Origin of the sequence: Amycolatopsis sp. Poz14 (genome assembly GCF_006704225.1) — a bacterium.
Lineage (GTDB): Bacteria > Actinomycetota > Actinomycetes > Mycobacteriales > Pseudonocardiaceae > Amycolatopsis > Amycolatopsis nivea.
In genome coordinates this window covers 7,055,273-7,072,718 of sequence record NZ_JACLHD010000001.1, presented here as the reverse complement: position 1 = coordinate 7,072,718, position 17,446 = coordinate 7,055,273, and the positions used below count along the sequence as shown (strand labels likewise).

Here is a 17,446-nt window from a genome sequence, read left to right as displayed (position 1 = left end):
CTGCCCCTGAAATCGCAATTGATAAGCGAATCATTGCGGTTCGGCGAGTTGGAATATTCCACGGAATGGCCGCCGGAAAAGCAGATGATCGTCGCGGGTACAGTCGCGTCCGGGCGAGGGAACGAGGGGGTCTTGGTGGGCGACGGCGCTCGCGCGGCGGAAATCGTGCGATTCTGGCGGATGGTCGAAATGTTCACTCCGCAGGACGTGCCGAAGAAACCGAACACCCGGCCGGGCGCCGACAGCGATCAGGTGGTGTTCGACCTTTCTCCGCGCGGCCTGGCACCCTGGGAAGAAGGCCACCCGGTGTGGCGCCTTCCGGTGCGACCCCGGACGACCTGGCAGTTCACCGTGTACGGCGGGTTGTACGAACTGTCGGCGGTCCGGGACGAGCTCGTGCGGGCTCTGGGCCGCGACGCCAAGGAACCGGACGCGCGGCTCGACGGGAACACCGCGCTGCTGGCGTTCACCGTGGACGACAAGGGCTGCCTGGTGGAGAACTCCGCGACCTTGTCCGCCTGCGCATGGGCCGTCGGCCGCACGCGCTCGCCGGGGCCGGGCGCGCGGAACTGGCTGGACGGATTCGAGGCAGAGGAACGCGAGTTCGCCAGGCAGCTGGACCGCTTGGTCCCGCCGTCGGCGAAGACCGCTCCGCCGGAGGACGACGACCGCGCCGAACCGGGCGGATCGATGATGGGCAAGGTCGCGCGGGCCGCCGGGGACCAGGTCAAGAACGCCGCGGCCGAAGCGTGGAAGACGGGGGCGAAATCCACCGGGACCGCGGTGACGACGGTGGCTGCCGCAGCGGTGGGTTCGGTCGCCGGCCCCGTCATAGGTGGGATCGCCGGCAGCGTCGCCGGCGCGTTCGCGGAGAAGCTGCTGACCCCGCGCACGCGAGAGAAGGCAGCGGAGAAGCAGCCGTCCGGCTCCGCCGCGGAGGAGCCGGCCCCGGAAGAGGAGGACGGCTGGCCGCGGCTCACCGCGGCCGATGTGCACCGGCTGGTGTCTTCGCTGGCAGGAGAGCTCGGTCTCGCCGCGTTGCGGCCGTCCGGCGTCCGCGTGAAGTGCGTCCGGGTGCCGGTCCGGGAGTCGGCCGAGGCGGGCGAGCAGAACTTCCTCAACAGCTTCATCGCGAAGGATCTGGGCAGGATCGAACAAGAGCTGCGGAGCGGGAACGCGGGCCCAGGGCTCCTGCGGTACCTGACCGCGCCGCACGCCCTTCCCGTCGCCGACCGGGTCGACGTGCGGGCAAGCCCGGACGCGGTCGTAGCGGGCGTGACCCCCGGCAGCATTCCGCCCGGCCGGTGGCCGACCGACGTCGGAAAGCCCCTCGTGCTGAGCCAGCAGTTCGCGGTCGACCGGATTTTCGCCGAACTCGCCGACAGCAGCGGGCTGTTCGCGGTGAACGGCCCGCCGGGGACCGGGAAGACGACGATGCTGCGCGACGTGCTCGCGGGCATCGTCGTCCGCCGGGCCGAACGGCTCGCCGCGCTGCACCACCCGGTCGACGCCTTCGCCGGGCAGGTCGGCAGCGTCGCCCTGAATGCGAAGCACACTGCTTACGTGTACCGCCCGCGGCCCGAACTGACCGGGTTCGAAGTGGTGCTCGCCACCGCGAACAACGGCGCGGCGGAGAACGTCACTGCCGAAATTCCCGGGGTCAAGGCTGTGGGCGGAGCCGCGGCCGAAGCACTGGACGCGGACTACTTCACCGACCTCGCCTCGCACGTCCTCGACGCCCCGGCGTGGGGACTGATGGCCGCGACGCTCGGCAGCATGAAGAACCGGAACCGGTTCGCCAGCCGGTTCTGGTGGGGAGACGGCCAGAGCCGGCCGGAACCTGCCGGGCAGAACGGCTCGCCGGAGCAGGCGAGGAAGAAGCTCTCCGGAATGCTGCACATCCTCCAGCAGGCGCAACGGAAACCCGAAACGGCCGCGGACTGGGCCCGCGCGGTCAAGCGGTTCAAGGACGCTCTGGCCGACGTTCGGCGGCTCGCTGCGGAACGACAGGCAGTCGCCGACGCCGTGGCCGCGCATCCCGGATGCCGGGCCGCCCGCGACGCGGCGGCGGACCAGGTCGTCGCGGCGGCTCGCCGGGGCGAGCACGCGCGAGGTCAGGTCGCCGCGGCGGAACGGGCGCTGGAGCAGGCCCGGAAGGTGTTCGCGGACGAGGACGAGGAGTCCAAGCACCACGCGCTCAGCCGGCCCGGCTTCTGGATCCAGCTGTCCACCTGGTTCAGAGCGGGCCGCGAGTGGGCGAGCCTCGCCGACGAGCTTCGGGGCCGTCGCGCGGCAGCGAAACAGGGGTGCGAACAGGCGTACCGGGTCGCGGTCGGCTGGCAAGCGGAGCTGGCTGCCGCCACCGCGGCCTGGCAGCAGGCGGTGCAGGTGAGGGACGCGGCCGAGCGGACGTTCGCCGATGTGTGCGCGCGTATCGAGCAAGGCCGCCGGCGCTGGCCGGGGAACGTGCCGTTCCCGCTGGATTTCGACAGCGACGACGAGTTCCAGGGCTGCGCGCCCTGGGCCGACGCCGAGTTCACCGCGGCGCGCAGCCGCCTGTTTCTCGAAGCGTTGCGGCTGCACAAAAGGTTCGTGCTCGGAGCCGAACCGCGACTGCGCGACAACCTGGCCGCGATCGAGGCGTACCTGAAGGGGCGGGTCAAGCCCGAGCCCGCCGTTCTGCTCGCGGCGTGGCAGGCGTTGTTCATGGTCGTGCCGGTGGTGTCGACCACCTTCTCGTCCCTGCCGCGGCTGTTCGCGGGACTCGGCCGGGAATCGCTGGGCTGGCTGTTCATCGACGAGGCGGGACAGGCGACGCAGCAGGAAGTCGTCGGCGGGATCTGGCGGGCCCGGCGGTCGGTGATCGTGGGCGATCCGCGGCAGCTCGAGCCGATCGTGTCGCTGCCGTCGTCAGCGCAGGAGGTCCTTCGCCGGCATTGCCAGGTGGACGAGCAGTGGTTGCCGGACGCCGCGTCGGCGCAGCAGATCGCCGACCGGATGGCACGGTACGGCACCGCGCTCGCGGACTCGGACGGCAGCGGCGCCGCCTGGGTGGGCGCGCCGCTGCGAGTGCATCGCCGGTGCGACCGGCCGATGTTCGCGATTTCCAACGACATCGCCTACGGCGGGACCCTCATGGTGTACGGGACACGTCACGAGGGAGAGTTCCCAGGGCGGAACGGGTGGATCCACGTGCAGTCCGGCGCGTCGGAAGAGCACTGGCTGCCCGCCGAAGGCGAGGCGCTCGCCGACCTGCTCCGGCAGCTCCGGCGGGACGGCGTCCAGGCTCAGGACATCCGGGTGGCCAGCCCGTTCCGAGCGGTCGTGCGCGGTTCGCGCAGAATCGGCCGCGACGTGCTGGGCGAGGAGTTCGCCAAGACGAACGTCGGCACCGTGCACACCATGCAGGGCAAGGAATCCGACGTGGTGATTCTCGTGCTCGGCACCCCGGACCACCGGGAGCGGGCGCGAGCATGGGCCGCGGAGAAACCGAACCTGCTCAACGTCGCCGTTTCGCGGGCGAAGCGCCGGCTGTATGTGATCGGCAACCGTGAGAACTGGCGGAGCCAGCCGTATTTCAGCGTGCTCGCCGACCGGATACCGGTTCTCGAAGAATGACCGGCTAACGGATCCTGAGCCGCCGCATCATCTTCAGTCCGGACAGCATTCCTTCTACGTACTTCTCGTACTTCTGCCCCGGCCGCGGGCTCATCACCGGCTTCTTCAACACCGCCAGATTCTGCACGTCGGTGTACTTCAACAGCCCCTGATCCCCGTGCCGGGCACCGACTCCGGACGTCTTCACGCCGCCGGACGGAGTCCCCTTGGCGGCGTACGCCGTCGCCAGGCTGTCGTTCACGTTGACGTTGCCCGTCTCCAACCGGGTCGCCACCGCGGAAGCTGCGCGAAGGTCCTTGCCCCACACCGAAGCATTCAGCCCGTAATCGGTGTCGTTGGCCAATTCGACGGCCTCGTCCACCGTCCGGTACCGATGCAAGGCCACCACCGGGCCGAATGTTTCGGTGACCCCGCACAGCATGTCCTTCGTGACGCCTTCCAGAATGGTCGGATCGAAGAACGCCGGGCCGAGATCCGGCCGGGGACGGCCGCCGCACAGGACGGTGGCTCCCTTTTCGACCGCATCGTCCACATGGGACTTGACCCGGTTCATGTGGTCCACCGAAACCAGCGAGCCCATTTCCGGGCCGAAATCGTAAGCGGCCCGTACGTCGAGCGAAGAAGCCTTGGCGACAAAGGCTTCCTTGAATTCCTCGTAGCGCGACTCCGGCAGGTAGATCCGTTCGATGTGCATGCAGATCTGCCCGGTGTTCCCGAACGCGCCGAACACTGCGCCCGGAACCGCGTCCGCGAAATCGGCGTCCGGGAGCACGATCATCGGGTTCTTGCCGCCGAGTTCGAGGCAGCAGCCGATCAGGTTCCGGCCCGCCTGCTCGCCGATCACCTTCCCAGTGGCGGTGGAACCGGTGAACATGACGTAGTTCGCCTGGTCGATGAGCGTCGGGCCGACGTCCGGGCCCTCGCCGCACACGACCTGGAACAGGCCCCGCGGCAGCCCGGCTTCTTCGAGCAGTTGCACGCCATACAGCGGCGAAAGCGCGGTCTTGTTGTCCGGCTTCAAGACCACCGCGTTACCCGCCATCAACGCCGGGATAGCGTCGGAAATACCGGTAGCGAAAGGGAAATTCCACGGCGCGATGATCCCGACCACGCCCTTGGGCACCCGGATCTCGGTCGAGGACGACACGAGCGGCACCGGTCCGCCGCGCCGCGTCGGAGCCAGGAGTTTGGGCGCGCGCCGCAGATAGTGGCTCATGATCATCGGCGGATCGCACGTTTCCTCGATCGCCATCCGCCGGTTCTTGCCGCTTTCGACCTGGATCAGGTCGGCGATCGTGCGTGCGCGGTAGATGAACAGCGAATGCGCCCGCCGGAACACCGCGAGCCGTTGTTTGAGCGGTGTCGCGGCCCATTTCTTCTGCGCCGTCCGCGCAGTGGCGAACGCCTGCTCGATGTCCGGCGGCGTCGATTGCGGCAGGTCCACCAGGACGTCGCCGGTGTAGACCTCGGTGAGCGGCCACACCGCGCCGCCCGAACCCGGCACGCGCGCGACGAGCCCGCGGAGGAATTCGTCGGTCGCCGAAGCCGGGCGGGTGGGCCGGACCGGGGTGAGGGTCATGGGTCTCGCGCTCCCGTCAGTTGCCGGAAAGGACCAGCTGCGCGCCCATTTCGCCGATCATGATGCAGGGCGCGTTGGTGTTGCCGCCGGTGATCGACGGCATGATCGAGGCGTCGCAGACCCGCAGCCCGTCGACCCCGCGCACCTTGAGGTCGGGCCCGACGACGGCCAGGTCGTCCACGCCCATCCGGCAGGTGCCGACGCCGTGGTAGACCGACGTCGCGCGGTTGAGGATCGCGTCGCGCAGTTCCTGGCCGCGCAGCTGCTTGCCGGGGTGGATCTCCTCGTTGACCGAGCCCTTGAACGCCTTCGACGCGAAGATCTCGCGCACCATCTCGGATCCCTCGCCGAGCACCTCGAGGTCGGCCGGGTCGGAGAGGTACTGCGGGTCGATCAGCGGCGCCGCGGCCGGGTCCGCCGAGGCGAGCCGGATCGTGCCGCGGCTCTTCGGGTAGATCAGCGTGGTGAGCACGGTCAGCGCCGGCCGCTTGTCGACCGGATGCCGGACCGGCGCGTCCTGGTTCGGCGACACGTACGCCCACGGCAGCAGGTGCAGCTGCAGGTCCGGGACGTCCGCGGCCTGCGACGTCTTGAGGAACGCGAGCGCCTCGAACACCGAGTTCGCCAGGAACGTCGAACCCGGCTTGAGCAGTTCGCGGGCCATCCCGCGGGCGAAATACGGTGCGGTGCCCTTGTTCTTGCACGAGGACACCTGGAACGTCAGCGCGTGGAACATGTGGTCGTGCAGGTTGTCGCCGACCGGCAGATCGGCGAGCACGTCGATGCCGTGCTCCTTGAGGTGCTCGGCGTGCCCGATCCCGGACAGCATCAGCAGCTGCGGCGACCCGACGAACCCGGCGGCGAGGATGACCTCCTTGCCCGCCCGGACCGTGCGGCGCGTGCCGTTGGCGTCGGTCACCTCGACGCCGGTCGCGCGGCCGTTCTCGATCACCACTTTCCGCACGAACACCCGGGACTGGATCTCGAGCGTCCGGGGCGCGAGGTGGTGCAGGTAGCCGCGCGAGGCGCTGTAGCGCAGGCCGTCGGCAGCGTTCTGCTGCATCCGGCTGACGCCCTCCTGGGATTCGCCGTTGTAGTCGTCGATGATGTCGCAGCCGATCGCGTCGGCCGTCGCGTCGAGGAACTGCAGCGTGCCTTCCTGCGGGATCTTGTTGCGGGTGATCTTGATCGGCCCGCCCGCGCCGCGGAAGGCGTTCTCGCCGTCCTCGAAGTCCTCCATGCGCTTGTACGCGGCGTTGACGCTGTCGGCGTCCCAGCCGGTGTTGCCCTCGGCCGCCCAGGAGTCGAAATTCGCCCGGTTGCCGCGGACGTAGACCATCCCGTTGACCGAACTGGAGCCGCCGAGCACCTTCCCGCGCGGCACCGGCATGCGCCGATCGAGAACATGTTTCTGCGGCACCGAGTAGAAGCCCCAGTCGCTCATTTTCTTCAGCTGGGGCACCGCGTGCAACGGGGCGACCAACCCCGGCTTGCGCAACAGCAGCTGCTCGTCGCTCTTGCCCGCTTCGAGCACGATCACGCTGGCCCCGGACTCCGCGAGCCGCCCGGCGACGGCAGCCCCCGAGCTGCCCGACCCGACGACCACGTAGTCGGCTTCGCTCTTCCGGGCCACCCTGGCTGCCATGTCCGCTCCTCGTCCCGCGCCCCGCCGAAACTATAACCTGTTCTAGTTCAGGCACGGTATAGCTTTCCCGCCGACCGCGCAACGCCTCGCGCGCGGACCTGATTGACTTGCCCCCATGGGGACCGAGGAAGCGAACCGCCGCATCGACGCCGCGCTCGCCGCCGGGGAGACGACGCTGGATTGCCGCTGACGGAAGTCCCGCGGCGGGTGGCGGACATCGGCGGTCTCGAGAAGCCGGAGGCCGACCGGGACCGGCTCGTCGAGCTGCCGTGCTCGCTGGCCGGTCTCGGGCCCGCCGAATTGCTCGCCGACAGCAACCGGCTGGCGGAGCTGCCTGCCTCGCCGGCGCGATGCCCGGACCCCGCGTGAGGGGCCTTGCTCCGTTCGGTGCGACCCCGCGCACACTGGCTGCGCAAACCAGGCGATAGCGGACACCCCGGACGCTCGGGCGATTGACGACCGGCCGGACACCGCCGTACGGTGCTGCTCGCGCGACGGCTTCCCGAAGCCGGTGAGATTCCGGCACGGTCGCGCCACTGTGTGCCCATCCCGGGCGAGTCAGGTCGAGGAGCCGTCGTCAGGTCCACCCGCAAGGGACGCGTCATCCCGAAGGAGAGCCATGGCCACCATTCCGGCCGACCGGTCCACCCCGGTCGTTCTGCCCGTGTCGAAAGCCGCGCTGCTGCTCGGCGCCACCATCGTCGGCGCGCTGCTGCTGTACTACTTCATCGGCGTCGACCAGGGCGCGGTCTCGATCTTCGGCAGCGACACGCACGTGCACGAGTTCGTCCACGACGCGCGGCACTTCCTCGGCTTCCCCTGCCACTGACGCGCCCGGAACGGACAACCGAACAATGCAGAACAAGCTGATTCTGCGCGGCCTCCTCGCCGGAGCGCTGGGCGGATTGCTGGCGTTCGTCTTCGCCCGGATCTTCGCCGAACCGCTGACCCAGGCGGCCATCGACTACGAATCCGGCCGCGACGAGGCGCAGATGGCGCTCGACAAGGCCGCCGGGATGCCGACCGAGCACGAGGGGCACGAGATTTTCAGCCGTGCCGTGCAGGGCAACCTCGGCATCGGGCTCGGCATGGTGCTCTTCGGCGTTGCGATGGGCCTGCTGTTCGCGGTGACGTACACCGTGCTGCTGGGCCGCGTCGGCCGGATCCGTGCTCGGGTGCTGGCGGTGCTCGTGGCCGGGGCCGGATTCCTGTCGCTGTACCTCGTGCCGTTCCTGAAATACCCGGCCAACCCGCCGGCGATCGGGCACGAAGCGACCATTGGCGCGCGCACCGGGCTGTACCTGACGATGGTCGTCGCGTCGGTGATCTTCCTGGTCGCGGCCGTCGTCGCGGGCAAGCGGCTCGCCCCGAAGCTGGGCAACTGGAACGCGACGCTCGTCGCGGGCGCCGGGTTCGTGGTGCTGTGCGCGCTGCTGATGGCAATGCTGCCCTCGCTGGGTTCACTGGCGAGCAACGTCGCCGAGTACGGCCCGCAGACCAGCGAAACCCCGCTGCCGCTCAAGGGTCCCGACGGCCAGATCGTGTATCCCGGATTCCCCGCCGACACGCTCGTCGGGTTCCGGCTCTACTCGGTGCTGGCGCAGGTCATCCTGTGGGGCACCATCGCGCTCGTGTTCGGCCCGCTCGCCGAACGCGTGCTCGACCGCGGGCGCGCGGTTACCGTCGAGGCGTGAGCCCGCTGACCGGACTGGGCCCGTTCTTCGCCGTCGACACGCATTCGGCCGAGGAACCGGCGGAGCCGTGGCGTCCGTTGTCCGAGGTCCTGGACGACGGCCCGGTGCTGCGCGAACGCGTCGCGCAGAACCGGGCCGTGCTCGGCGGCGATTTCGTGGAAGTGCGGGTCGCAGCGTCGATCGCGCATCTCGGGCTGGCGGCTCGGATCATCTCGCCCGCGCTGGGTCTCGCGGTCGGGGCGGGAGCGGTGCCGGATTACTCGACGGCGTGGTGGCAGCCGAAGCTCGGTGGTGCCTTTCCGTTGTCGTTGAAGGAAAACCCGCCGGTTGAGTCCGATGTGGTCAGTGCCTTCGCGTCGCGGGTCTTGCGCGGTCCGTTGGCGCGGTTGGACGAGGCGATGGCGCAGTTCTCGCTGGCGCGGAACGTCCGGCGGGGCAACGTGGCGTCGGCGCTGAACGGAGCGGTGACGGTGCTGCGGTCCGAGCGTCCGGAGTGGACTGACCGGGTTGCCGGAATTGTCGCCGCGCTGGAGGAATTGCCGGAACTTTCCGGTACCGCGACTCGGGAGCACGGCCGATTCCGTCGCCGCAGCTGCTGTCTTTTCTACCGGGCGGCCCCGGACCGCGACGGCCCGAAATGCGGGGATTGCGTGCTGGTCTGAACTGCGCCGAATGCCGAAAACCTCCCGGTGACCCTGCAATCGAGACCTGCGCGAGGAACACTCGGGGAGGAGAGCATCGGGAGGCCGCCATGCGCAGGTATCGCAACTACTGGACCTACAGCGTCGGGCTGCTCGTCGCGTGGGGACTCGTCTTCCTGCTCACCGGCCTGCTCCGCGGCGGACACGAGGTGCAGCTAGTGCTGCCGGTGTTCGGCGGCTTCTGCATCGGCTGGGTCAGCACGACCATCGCGCGGTACGTCTACCCGCCGCCGAAGCAGTGGCTGAGCTGACCCGTCTCCCGGTCTTCGGGACGCGTGCCGCCGCTGTGCCGTCGTGGTCCATAAGCTCGGCCCGGTGTTCTTCTCCTTCATCGCACTGACCGGCCGTTCGAGGAAACGCGGGTGATCCCCGTGGCGGAGTGGATCGCGCTGCACGATCTCGTGCACCGTTACGCCGCGCGCGTCGACGAGCGGGACTTCGCGGGCGTCGCCCAGTTGTTCGGCGACGACGGAGTGCTTGTCCTGCCGAATCCGCCGCGCGACTTCGGTCCGGTCCGGGAACATCGCGGTCCCGAAGACGTGGTTGCCGTCCTGTCCGTCCTTGAGGAGGTGTCCCTGACCGCACACGGCGTCACCGGCGTCGTCTTCGACCCCGGCGATCACCCCGCCACCGCGCGCGGACGGGTCACCTGCGTCGCCCACCACGTCAGTCCGCGTGACGGCCGATTCTCCGACGCGGTGTGGCACCTCCACTACCTCGACCGCTACGCGAAAACCGGCGGCGAATGGCGGTTCGCGCGCCGCGAGGTGCACCTCGATCTGATCGGAACCCGGGAGGTCCGCGCGACCCGCCTCGGCCGGTGAGCTGCGCCGAGTCACCCGAACGGGCGGACCCGCCAGGGGCGGCGACGTGACGGTTTTGCCCGGAAACTGCGTAAGGTCGAAGCCATGCCAGGGGACGACGGCCTGCTCACGCAGGACAGCACGCGCGGGCTCACCGCGGCCGAGGTGGCCGAGCGGGTCGCCGAGGGACGGACCAACGACGTGCCCTCGCGCACGAGCCGCAGCGCGTGGGAGATCGTCCGGTCGAATGTCTTCACCCGGATCAACGCGATCTTCGCGGTGCTCGCGGTCATCATCTTCTCCACCGGCTACCTGCTGGACGGGCTGTTCGCCGGGGTGATCGTGGCGAACAGCGTCGTCGGCATCGTGCAGGAGCTGCGCGCCAAGCGGACGCTCGACCGGCTCGCGATCGTCGGCCAGGTGCGCCCGCGCGTGCGCCGCGACGGGGTCAGCGGCGAGCTGGCCCCCGAGGAGGTGGTGGCCGACGACGTGATCGAGGTCGGCGCGGGCGACCAGGTCGTGGTCGACGGCGAGGTGCTGTCCGCGGACGCGCTCGAGGTCGACGAATCGCTGCTCACCGGCGAGTCGGATCCGGTGGTGAAGCGCGCGGGCGACCCGGTCATGTCCGGCAGTTTCGTGGTGGCCGGGAACGGCGCGTACCGGGCGACGAAGGTCGGCTCGGAGGCGTACGCGGCGAAGCTGGCCGAGGAGGCGGGCCGGTTCACCCTGGTCGATTCGGAGCTGCGGAACGGGATCAACAAGATCCTGAAGGTCATCACGTACCTGCTGGTCCCGGCGGGCGCGCTGTCGATCTACAACCAGCTCTCCGGTTCGCAGCAGCTGCCCGACGCGCTGCGCGGGATGGTCGCGGCGCTCGTCCCGATGGTGCCCGAGGGGCTGATCCTGCTGACGTCGGTCGCGTTCGCGGTCGGCGTGATCCGGCTGGGGCGGCGGCAGTGCCTGGTCAACGAGCTGCCCGCGATCGAGGGCCTGGCTCGCGTGGACGTCGTCTGCGCGGACAAGACCGGCACGCTCACCGAGAACACGATGCGGCTGTCCGAACTGCGGCGGCTGCGGGAAGCGGGCGAGGCTCCCGAGACGGTGCTGGCCGCGCTCGCCGCCGCCGACCCGCGGCCGAACGCCAGCCTGGTCGCGATCGCCGAGGGCTGCCCGTCCGCGCCGGACTGGACGCCGACCGCCGTGGTGCCGTTCTCGTCGGCGCGGAAATGGAGCGGCGCGGCGTTCGGCGAGCACGGCGACTGGGTGCTCGGCGCGCCGGACGTGCTGCTGCCGGCCGAGTCGGAGGAACGCGCGGAAGCGGAACGGATCGGCGCGCAGGGCCTGCGGGTGCTGCTGCTCGGCCGGGCCGCGAACGCGGTCGACGCGCCGGACGGGCCGGGCAAGGTCACGCCGGTGGCGCTGGCCGTGCTGGAACAGAAGATCCGCGGCGACGCTCGCGAGACGCTGGACTACTTCGCTGCCCAAGGCGTAGCGGTGAAACTGATTTCGGGCGACAACGCGGTGTCGGTCGGCGGCGTGGCCCGCGCGTTGGCCCTGCCCGGCGGCGAGGCTCCCGTTGACGCGCGGACGCTGTCCGAAGACCCCGGGAAGTTGGCTTCGCAGCTCGAAGAGACCGCGGTGTTCGGCCGCGCGACCCCGGCGCAGAAGCGGTCGATGGTCGCCGCGTTGCAGGCTCGCGGGCATACCGTCGCGATGACCGGCGACGGGGTCAACGATGTGCTCGCCTTGAAGGACGCCGATGTCGGCGTCGCGATGGGCGCGGGCAGCCCGGCGACGCGGTCCGTTGCGCAGATTGTCTTGCTGGACAACGCTTTCGCGACCTTGCCGCATGTCGTCGGCGAGGGTCGCCGGGTGATCGGGAACATCGAACGCGTCGCGAATCTGTTCCTCACCAAGACGGTGTACTCGGTGCTGCTGGCGTTGATCGTCGGCGTGCCCGGGCTGATCGGGCAGGACGCGATGCCGTATCCGTTCCTGCCCCGGCACGTCACGATCGTCGGCTGGTTCACGATCGGGCTGCCCGCGTTCGTGCTGTCGCTGGCTCCCAACAACGACCGCGCGCGCCCCGGTTTCGTCGGCCGCGTACTGCGAATGGCGATTCCAGCCGGGGTGGTGATCGGTGCGGCGTCGTTCGTGTCGTACATCCTGGTGCATCCAGGGCATGCGACCACTAACGCCGCGCAGGTGCAGGCGAGCACTACGGCACTGATGACGTTGATGGCGCTGGCATTGTGGGTGCTGGCGGTGGTTGCGCGGCCGTACACGTGGTGGAAGGCGGCGCTGGTCGCGACCATGGCGGTGGTTTCGGCGTTGATGTTCCTGTTGCCGTGGACCCGGGAGATTTTCCAGCTGGATCCGAGCAACACCAGGTACACGCTGACAGCAGTGGGCTGCGCGGCGGTGGGGCTGGTGTTGATCGAGGTCGGGCGGTGGATCGGGAACCGGGTGGGGAAATAGCCTCAGCGCGGGGCAGGGTCGGTCTTCGGCAGCCGGAGGTCGATCTGAAATCCGCGGTCGCCGCTGGTGATGAACGCTTCGCACCGCGGGACGCCAGTGACGAGGTGCCGATAGCGAGCGCTCATCGCCGCGGTCAGTTCGCCGACGCGCTGCCCGTCGAGCCGGACCTCGATCGCGTAGGAACCCTTGTGCTTGCCACTGGACACAGTGGACGGTGCGAGCTCGGCGGCGACGATCGTGCGCAGCACGCCGGAATGGTAGTGCCGCAAGGTTTTCTGATGGTTTTCCTCCTTGGTGACGGTGACCGTCCGCTCCGGCGCGAGAAGATCGGCCTCGGCGAGCAGATTGGTGATCTCCAGCGCGTCCGGGCCCGCGAGGTGCAGGTACATCCCGTAGCGGCGGCCGTTTCCGCCGCCGGTGATCCGCGCCGGGCAGGTGCCGGCATAGCCGCTTTTGCCGAGCGCACGGAGAGCGGGCTGGTAACTGCGGGCGTCCGAACGGGACAGATAGCCGACGGTTTCGGTTCCGCCGGGGTGGATCGCGTCGACGCGGACGGCGTGGAGATCGTGCGGGTTCTGCGGTTCCGGCACGAGAAGCGCGACGACCGGGAGATGCTGGTCGAAGCCTTCACCGGCGGCGATTCCTCTCGCCGCCCGCTGCAGCGCGGGCTGGTAATGCGCTTCGCCGACGATCGCGATTCGTCCGTCCGCCGACAGCCGCCGCCGGATCAGCGGGGCGGCCGGCGCGTCCTGGATCCGGTCCGGTTTGGGCCGTGCCGCAGGCGGTGCGACCACCACCGGCGGTGCGACGGGCGCGGTCATCGCCCGCAACGATCGCGCCAGCGCCGAGCTGGCTCGCGGAGTCGAGAAGTCGAAGGTCGCGCGATAGCCGTTCGGCCCGGAAAGCCGCACCGAACCGTATTCGAGGACGGGGAGCCGCCGGTTGTTCTTGTAGCGCCGGTCCGGCCCGCCCTTGACGTTGACGTACTGCCAGGTGTGCCCGACGACGCGGGCATCGCCGGGCACCGAACCGCTCTCGATGAACCGCTGGACGTCCGCCTCGATCCGCAGCTCTCCGTACTGGACGTCGGCGTACTGCTTGCCTTCGCGCAGCAGAACCCGGTCGGGCAGGAAATAGACCGCCCGATGGCTCGTGGCGAGCGACGGGACGGCGATGTTCGCGGACAGCTGCGGCGGGCCGCCGATGCCGCGGTCCAGCGAGTGCCGCTTGACCAGCGCGGATGCTCCGGCGTTGACCTTGTGCTGACGCGTCGTCGACAACGCCCCCGACGCGACGACGTGCCACGCCCGCCGCGCCTCCCGCACCGGTCCGAAGGCGTCGACCAGTCCCTGGAAGCGCTGCGCCTCCTCGGCGTCCTGCACGTCGTAGAACACCACGACGGTCCGCCGGATCCGGTCCTTGAGGAAAACCCACACCGTGAGCGGCACCCCGGCCAGCAGTGTCCACAGCGACGCGCCCGCCAGCGCGAGCGCGAGCACCAGGACCCACGGCCACCATCGCATCGACCGTGCCGCGGCATTGAGCTGGCCGACGAACTCGCTCGAATCGGCGGCCGCCATTTCGAGGGTGGTCGCGCCGGTGATGTCGGCCATGACGACGTCGCTCGCGGGCAGCAGCGGCGGTGCGCTCGGAGCCGTTGACCGGGTCGTCGTCCGATAACTGACCAGCCCGCCGCCGAGCGTGACGTAAGCACCGCGCGGACCGGTGCCGACGCGGAACCCGGGCACGCCGACGGACGCGCCGAGCCCGGCCCGCGACATGCTGACGCGCAGCGGACCGACCTTGACCCTCGTACGCAGATAGAACGACATAGGCGACCTTCGACGGACGGCATTTGCCCGCTCTGGATCGCCGTGCGTGCGCCGGTTGTTACGCGCCGCTCGGGAGATGGTGCTGCAAGGCGCCCAGCCCCTCGACCCGCTCCCGGGCCTGTTCGTCCTGCGCGGCCATCTCCGCGTCGGTCAGCACGATCGCGTCTGGGCCCGGGAAGACGGTCGACTCGTGGTCCGCGCCCTGCCAGCGGACGGTGAACGGCGGCCCTCCGTCCGGCGAACCCACCGCCACGATGCGGCCCCGGTGCTCCGGCACGTCCACGTGGATTCCCTTCACGACCAGCCAGTCTCCGCGCTGTGCGTGCATGTCGCCTCCTCAGAACGACGTCGTCGTCCGCAGCGATACCTCGTCGCGCTGGGCGTGAAACCTCGGAGTAGTCCGATCAGGGGTAAGCAAGTGACTCGCGGGGGCCGGTTCGGCTCAGACGCTTGAGGAGTTCCGCCGTCACGCCCGCCGCTGCACGTCCTTGGTCTGCATCAACTTCGTCAGCAACCCGACCAGCTGACCCCGTTCCTCGGCCGTCAGCGTTGCCGCCCAATGCTGCTCTCCCGCGTTGTAGGCCGCGAAGCAGCGGGCGAACGTTTTCTGCCCCTCCGGGGTCAGGTGCAACAGCACCGTCCGCCGGTCTTCCCGCGACGGTTCCTTCCCGACCAGGCCGTTCGAGGCGAGGTTCTCCACCGCGGCTGACACGGCCGCGCGGCTCATGCCCGACAGGGCCGCCACCCGGCGCAGTTCCAGCGGGCCGGACGCCGACAGCACCAGCAGCAGCCGCAAACCGGTGCTGCTCAGCTGTGCCGATTCGTTCAGCTTGATCTCGCCGAGCCGGGCGTGCAGGTCGTAAGACAGCAGGTCGGTGGCCCGGTGCAGGGTCATCACCAGGCGCATCGCGTCCGGGTCGACCTCGGGCAGGGTTTCGCTCACCGAGCGGACCGCGTGGTCGACGAAAGTCCAGTAATCCGGTTCGGCGGCTTCGGGCTCCCTCACGCCTCTCGATCATGCCAGGTTCCGCGAGATTGTCAAAGGTTGAACGTCAAAGCCTTGACAATGTTCCTGAGCGGCTTCTAGCGTTCCCGGCGTCCGAGAGAGCAATGGAGGTCTCGATGCGACACCGAACCCGAGGGCGCGTCGCCGCCGCGTGCGCGGCACTCGTGGCGTTGAGCGGGTGTGCCGCTCCGCAGGAGCCCGCACCGGAAGGCGCGCAGAAGAAAGGTGCCGGCGCGGAGGCCGCGGTCCAGGTCGACGCCGGTCTCAGCGCGCTGGTGCCGCAGCGGTACCGGGACAAGAAGACGATCACCGTCGCGACCAGCGCGAGCGTTCCGCCGCTCGCTTTCGTCGACAGCAAGAACAACAACGAGATCACCGGCGTGGTGGTCGACCTGACGAAGGCGTGGACGAAGCTGCTCGGGCTGGACGTGCAGGTCGTGCGGACCGAGGGCGGCAACGTGATGCCGGGAGTCCTTTCCGGACGGTTCGACGCCGTGATGTCGGTGGGGGACTTCAAATCCCGGCAGGGCACGATGGATTTCGTCGACTTCCTGCGCGGCGGCACCGCGCTCATGGTCCGTTCCGGAAACCCGCACGGCGTCAAGGGAATCGACGATCTGTGCGGCCGGTCGCTGGCCATCGGGCGCGGGTCGATCGAGGAGACCGACGCGCAGCGGGTCAGCAAGGAGTGCGTCGGCAAGGGCAAGCCCGCGGTGAACATCAACGCCTTCGCCGACGGGCAGGCGATGGTGCTGGCCCTGCAGAGCGACCGCGTCGAAACGGCGTGGAACGACATCGCGCCGGCGAACTACCTGATCAAACAGAATCCCGGCCAGTTCGAGCTGACCGGCGACGGCGTGCACTGGCTCGCGCCGTACGCGGCCGGGTTCCGCAAGGACGACCAGCAGTTGCGCGACGCAGCGCAGCGTGCGCTGCAGAAGCTCGTCGAGGACGGCACCTACCGCAAGATCCTCGACGAATGGGGGCAGGGCTCGATCGCCGTCGACCGGATCGCGGTCAACGGTTCCCGGTTCTGAGCCGCCCGGTCCACCGAAGAAGGAGAAACGCATGGATTACCGCCGCATCGGCCGCGAGGGACCCGAGGTTTCCGCGCTGTCGCTCGGGTCGTGGAACACCTACAGCCGGATGACGTTCGAGGCGGGCGTCGCGCTCGTCCGGCGCGCGTTCGACCTCGGCATCGATTTCCTCGACGTCGCCTATTACCGCGACAAACCGCATACCGAGGTGCTGCTCGGCCGGATCCTCGACGTCGTCGGGAAACCGCGCGAGGACTACGCGATCGCCGAAAAGGTGTGGTACTTCGACTATCCGCGCCAGCCGCTGGCCGAACAGCTCGACGAGTCCCTGGTCCGGCTCGGCACCGAGTACGTCGACGTCATCATCACCGAGCACCCCCGGCCGGGGATGGACGTCCCGGCGATCGCCGAGGAACTCGCCGGGCTGGTCACCAGCGGCCGGGCCCGCAGCTGGGGCGCGCTGAACTGGTCGGCCGCCGATCTTCGCACCGCCTACGACCACGCCGCGGCGAAGGGGATTCCGACGCCGCAGCTGGTCCAGCTCAAGTACAGCGTCGCCCGGCGGTCCGTCGTGGACAGCGCGGAGTACCAGAAGCTGTTCGCCGACACCGGGATCTCGCTGCACGCCTCCGACACGATGGAGGGCGGGATCCTCGCCGGGAACCTCGACCCCGGCCGCAAGATCGGCATCGACACCGGCGGCATCCGCGAGCGGATCAAGGAACTCGTGCCGCGGCTGCGGGAGATCGCGGCCTCGTTCGACGCGAGCCCGTCGCAGCTCGCGCTCGCGTTCTGCCTGGCGCAGCCGGCGACGGCGTCGGTGCTGTTCGGGTCCACCCGGATCGCGCAGATCGAGGACAACGTCCGCGCGGTCGAGCTGGCGGGCGAACGCGGCGCGGAGATCGTGGCCGCGCTGGCCGGGCTCGGCGTCGCGGGGCACGAGAACGACGCGCCCTATCCGCACACCGAACGGACGCTCGGCGAGTTCGTCACCGTCTGACCCCTCGGCGGCCGTCCCCGCGACGGCCGCCGCCCGGGCTGTCCCGAAGGAGT

The 17,446-nt window shown here is 69.6% G+C and carries 15 protein-coding genes and 1 riboswitch; of the genes, 10 read left to right on the top strand and 5 right to left on the bottom strand.

What is annotated here, in order from left to right; genetic code table 11:
* Positions 1-135 precede the first annotated feature (135 nt).
* Complete coding sequence (locus tag FKO37_RS32880) at positions 136-3,618, top strand: DEAD/DEAH box helicase (RefSeq protein ID WP_238607045.1); 3,483 nt, start codon at positions 136-138, stop codon at positions 3,616-3,618.
* Positions 3,619-3,622: 4 nt separating this feature from the next.
* On the opposite strand, the gene FKO37_RS32875 is transcribed toward FKO37_RS32880, so the two are convergent.
* Positions 3,623-5,197: a succinic semialdehyde dehydrogenase gene (locus tag FKO37_RS32875; protein ID WP_238607044.1), complete on the bottom strand. Its 1,575-nt coding sequence runs from the start codon at positions 5,195-5,197 to the stop codon at positions 3,623-3,625.
* Between the two features lie 16 nt (positions 5,198-5,213).
* Positions 5,214-6,842: a GMC family oxidoreductase gene (locus FKO37_RS32870; protein ID WP_037820124.1), complete on the bottom strand. Its 1,629-nt coding sequence runs from the start codon at positions 6,840-6,842 to the stop codon at positions 5,214-5,216.
* A gap of 180 nt (positions 6,843-7,022) precedes the next feature.
* Here FKO37_RS32870 and FKO37_RS32865 point away from each other — a divergent pair, with 180 nt between their 5' ends.
* The 7 genes from FKO37_RS32865 (at position 7,023) to FKO37_RS32835 (ending at position 12,518) form a co-directional block, all read left to right on the top strand.
* Entirely contained in the window at positions 7,023-7,211 is a 189-nt protein-coding gene (locus FKO37_RS32865; RefSeq protein WP_238607043.1) for a hypothetical protein, read from the top strand.
* 138 nt (positions 7,212-7,349) lie between these two features.
* A riboswitch (cobalamin riboswitch) is annotated at positions 7,350-7,405 on the top strand.
* A gap of 56 nt (positions 7,406-7,461) precedes the next feature.
* The gene (locus tag FKO37_RS32860) at positions 7,462-7,671 is read left to right on the top strand and encodes a CbtB-domain containing protein (RefSeq protein ID WP_009077103.1); all 210 of its coding nucleotides are present in this window, start codon (positions 7,462-7,464) and stop codon (positions 7,669-7,671) included.
* 25 nt (positions 7,672-7,696) lie between these two features.
* The gene (locus FKO37_RS32855; protein ID WP_238607042.1) at positions 7,697-8,536 is read left to right on the top strand and encodes a CbtA family protein; all 840 of its coding nucleotides are present in this window, start codon (positions 7,697-7,699) and stop codon (positions 8,534-8,536) included.
* Entirely contained in the window at positions 8,533-9,198 is a 666-nt protein-coding gene (locus FKO37_RS32850) for a (2Fe-2S)-binding protein (protein ID WP_238607041.1), read from the top strand. Before FKO37_RS32855 ends, FKO37_RS32850 begins: the two co-directional genes overlap by 4 nt.
* Positions 9,199-9,287: 89 nt before the next feature.
* The gene (locus FKO37_RS32845) at positions 9,288-9,488 is read left to right on the top strand and encodes a hypothetical protein (RefSeq protein ID WP_037820131.1); all 201 of its coding nucleotides are present in this window, start codon (positions 9,288-9,290) and stop codon (positions 9,486-9,488) included.
* 111 nt (positions 9,489-9,599) lie between these two features.
* Positions 9,600-10,061 carry a nuclear transport factor 2 family protein gene (locus FKO37_RS32840; RefSeq protein ID WP_238607040.1) on the top strand — a complete coding sequence of 154 codons (462 nt, stop codon included), beginning with the start codon at positions 9,600-9,602 and terminating at the stop codon, positions 10,059-10,061.
* A gap of 84 nt (positions 10,062-10,145) precedes the next feature.
* Positions 10,146-12,518: an HAD-IC family P-type ATPase gene (locus FKO37_RS32835; protein WP_238607039.1), complete on the top strand. Its 2,373-nt coding sequence runs from the start codon at positions 10,146-10,148 to the stop codon at positions 12,516-12,518.
* Between the two features lie 2 nt (positions 12,519-12,520).
* On the opposite strand, the gene FKO37_RS32830 is transcribed toward FKO37_RS32835, so the two are convergent.
* The 3 genes from FKO37_RS32830 to FKO37_RS32820 form a co-directional block, all read right to left on the bottom strand.
* A complete protein-coding gene (locus FKO37_RS32830; RefSeq protein ID WP_238607038.1) occupies positions 12,521-14,350 on the bottom strand; it encodes a DUF4236 domain-containing protein in 1,830 nt (609 codons plus the stop codon).
* A 58-nt stretch (positions 14,351-14,408) separates the two neighbouring features.
* Positions 14,409-14,678, bottom strand: a complete 270-nt coding sequence (locus FKO37_RS32825) for a DUF1918 domain-containing protein (protein WP_037820140.1) — start codon at positions 14,676-14,678, stop codon at positions 14,409-14,411.
* Between the two features lie 138 nt (positions 14,679-14,816).
* A complete protein-coding gene (locus tag FKO37_RS32820) occupies positions 14,817-15,356 on the bottom strand; it encodes a MarR family winged helix-turn-helix transcriptional regulator (RefSeq protein ID WP_238607037.1) in 540 nt (179 codons plus the stop codon).
* Between the two features lie 116 nt (positions 15,357-15,472).
* On the opposite strand from FKO37_RS32820, the gene FKO37_RS32815 reads away from it, so the two are divergent.
* Together FKO37_RS32815 and FKO37_RS32810 are read left to right on the top strand one after the other, a co-directional pair.
* Positions 15,473-16,393 (top strand): ABC transporter substrate-binding protein, encoded by a 921-nt coding sequence (locus tag FKO37_RS32815; protein WP_238607036.1) that lies wholly within the window; start codon positions 15,473-15,475, stop codon positions 16,391-16,393.
* Positions 16,394-16,424: 31 nt separating this feature from the next.
* Positions 16,425-17,393 (top strand): aldo/keto reductase, encoded by a 969-nt coding sequence (locus FKO37_RS32810; RefSeq protein ID WP_238607035.1) that lies wholly within the window; start codon positions 16,425-16,427, stop codon positions 17,391-17,393.
* Positions 17,394-17,446: the final 53 nt, after the last annotated feature.

Excerpts from the sequence above, each read along its gene's own strand:
- FKO37_RS32875 (WP_238607044.1), bottom strand. The coding sequence starts at position 5,197 with ATGACCCTCACCCCGGTCCGGCCCACCCGCCCGGCTTCGGCGACCGAC.
- FKO37_RS32870 (WP_037820124.1), bottom strand. The coding sequence starts at position 6,842 with ATGGCAGCCAGGGTGGCCCGGAAGAGCGAAGCCGACTACGTGGTCGTC.
- FKO37_RS32860 (WP_009077103.1), top strand. The coding sequence starts at position 7,462 with ATGGCCACCATTCCGGCCGACCGGTCCACCCCGGTCGTTCTGCCCGTG.
- FKO37_RS32855 (WP_238607042.1), top strand. The coding sequence starts at position 7,697 with ATGCAGAACAAGCTGATTCTGCGCGGCCTCCTCGCCGGAGCGCTGGGC.
- FKO37_RS32845 (WP_037820131.1), top strand. The coding sequence starts at position 9,288 with ATGCGCAGGTATCGCAACTACTGGACCTACAGCGTCGGGCTGCTCGTC.
- FKO37_RS32835 (WP_238607039.1), top strand. The coding sequence starts at position 10,146 with ATGCCAGGGGACGACGGCCTGCTCACGCAGGACAGCACGCGCGGGCTC.
- FKO37_RS32830 (WP_238607038.1), bottom strand. The coding sequence starts at position 14,350 with ATGTCGTTCTATCTGCGTACGAGGGTCAAGGTCGGTCCGCTGCGCGTC.
- FKO37_RS32825 (WP_037820140.1), bottom strand. The coding sequence starts at position 14,678 with ATGCACGCACAGCGCGGAGACTGGCTGGTCGTGAAGGGAATCCACGTG.
- FKO37_RS32815 (WP_238607036.1), top strand. The coding sequence starts at position 15,473 with ATGCGACACCGAACCCGAGGGCGCGTCGCCGCCGCGTGCGCGGCACTC.
- FKO37_RS32810 (WP_238607035.1), top strand. The coding sequence starts at position 16,425 with ATGGATTACCGCCGCATCGGCCGCGAGGGACCCGAGGTTTCCGCGCTG.